This window comes from Putridiphycobacter roseus, assembly GCF_003234935.1.
Classification (GTDB): Bacteria; Bacteroidota; Bacteroidia; order Flavobacteriales_D; family Crocinitomicaceae; genus Putridiphycobacter; species Putridiphycobacter roseus.
Window position 1 is genome coordinate 1 of sequence record NZ_QKSB01000038.1, and the last position, 1,975, is coordinate 1,975.

Here is a 1,975-nt window from a genome sequence, read left to right on the forward strand (position 1 = left end):
ACGTTTCACATACCCCATGTTTTCTGATGTTTTCATTACACTACTGTTTTAGTGTATCGCTATTTCAGGACGTGACAATCATATTTTATTGAAAACCCAGACATTGAATGTCTGGGTTTTTTTGTTTTTTTTATGAAAGAGATGTTGTTATTGTCGCGTAATAGTACAATTACTGCACTGCTAGAGGGAAGTACTATTGAATGAATAAATTATTGAGGTCAAAACGACCATCAGTTATTTTGATGGTATCTGTTTTATCTTCATTCATCACTGTAAATTCAAATAAGCCAGATACTATTTTATTTTCCAAGTCTAGTTTTGTTATTTCAATATAATGTAAAGAATTTGAATCTATATAAAACTTGGTAAATGCATTCTGAACATCATTATAGATTTCAAAAGCAGGGTATGTAGAATTTTGGCTACTATATGCAATATCTGTATAATTACCAATTGAATACACTCCGTTTTTTATATATAAATATATATAAATCCACTTATCCTCAAAATCTTTGAGATTAAGAAATCTAAGTCGTAAGATGCCATTTTCTTCAGTATATCGTGGTTTTTCTATCCCCTTATAATAAACATTACCCTTAGGAGTGAATACTTCACCATCCACCAGACAACCTAAGGTATTCGCTCCGACTTGTGTAGCTTCAGGTAATTGCTCCAAAGGTGTTAGTGGCTCTTTTGGTTCAATGGGTGTTTTGGTGCATTTAGCGCTAATCATTAGTATGCATATTACCATGAAACCATAAAACCTTAATTTTTTGAATATATCCTGTGATTTCATAAGGCGTTCATTGTTTTGCTTTTGCAATTTACGAATAAAATTAATTTATTACAATTAGCTGTTTATTATATATTTATAAATAATACATCAACCCAGTCGACAACAGTTAATGTTAAATAATAACTTGTATTTTTCTTAATTGTATGTTTTACACCTGTTTTAATACAAGTAAAAACACGAAAAAAAATGTATTGTACGTTGATGATGGCGCAGCAGTGCAACTACTGCGCAACTAGGGCGTATTCTCCTCAAGGCGCTGCACTGAGCCCATTGCCGAAGTGAGGGAAGAATTATTGAACGAATAAATTATTGAGGTCAAAGCGGCCATTGGTTACTTTAATAGTGTCTGTTTTTTCTTCGTTTACCACTGTAAATTCGAATAAGCCTGAGACTATTTTATTTTCAAGGTCTAGTTTTGTAATTTCAATGAAATGATTTAAGGTTGAATCAATATAGTATTTATCTACAGTTGTAATGCTACCTGTTTTGTCAACTATTTCGAGACCAGGGTAATTTGAGTTTGAACTATGATAGGCAATGTCGGTATATATTCCTTTTGAGTAAACTCCATTTTTTATAAATATATATATCCATTTTTCGAAATCTTTTACATTTCTGACAGAAACACCTAAGTTGCCATTGCCCGCAAAATAACTAGGTAGATCTATTGCTTTATAACTAAAGTTCCCTTTCGGAATATAGACCTCCCCATCCACTAAGCAACCAAATGTATTAGCGCCAGTTTGGGTAGCCGCAGGTAATTGTTCTAAAGGTGTTTTTGGTGGTGTGGGTTCAATAGTTGTTTTAGTACATTTAGCGCTAATCATTAGTATGCACATTACCATGAAACCATAAAACCTTAATTTTTTGAATATATCCTGTGATTTCATAAGGCGTTCATTGTTTTGCTTTTGCAAGTTATAAATAAAATTAATCTATTTCAATTAGCTGTTTGTTATATGTTTATGAATAATAGCTGCGCAGCTAGTTGTACTGCTGCGCCAATCTATTAATTATAAAAATAATTAATCATTTAACCGTTCTCAACATTGGGGGTAAACAGATTACTTCATTCAAAACACCTTTGCCATCAATGTAATTGCTAGCTGAAGAATAGCGCCAATGTTCTGGTTCATTTACATAACCTTCAACCACAGGATTCTTATGAATATAGTTAAT

General features: G+C 32.2%; 2 protein-coding genes. Both read right to left on the reverse strand.

Translation table 11 applies throughout. The features are described from left to right. Nucleotides 1–193: 193 nt before the first annotated feature. The gene (locus DNU06_RS17335; protein WP_146239323.1) at nt 194–796 is read right to left on the reverse strand and encodes a hypothetical protein; all 603 of its coding nucleotides are present in this window, start codon (nt 794–796) and stop codon (nt 194–196) included. A gap of 290 nt (nt 797–1,086) precedes the next feature. Then, complete coding sequence (locus DNU06_RS17340; protein ID WP_146239324.1) at nt 1,087–1,686, reverse strand: hypothetical protein; 600 nt, start codon at nt 1,684–1,686, stop codon at nt 1,087–1,089. Nucleotides 1,687–1,975: the final 289 nt, after the last annotated feature.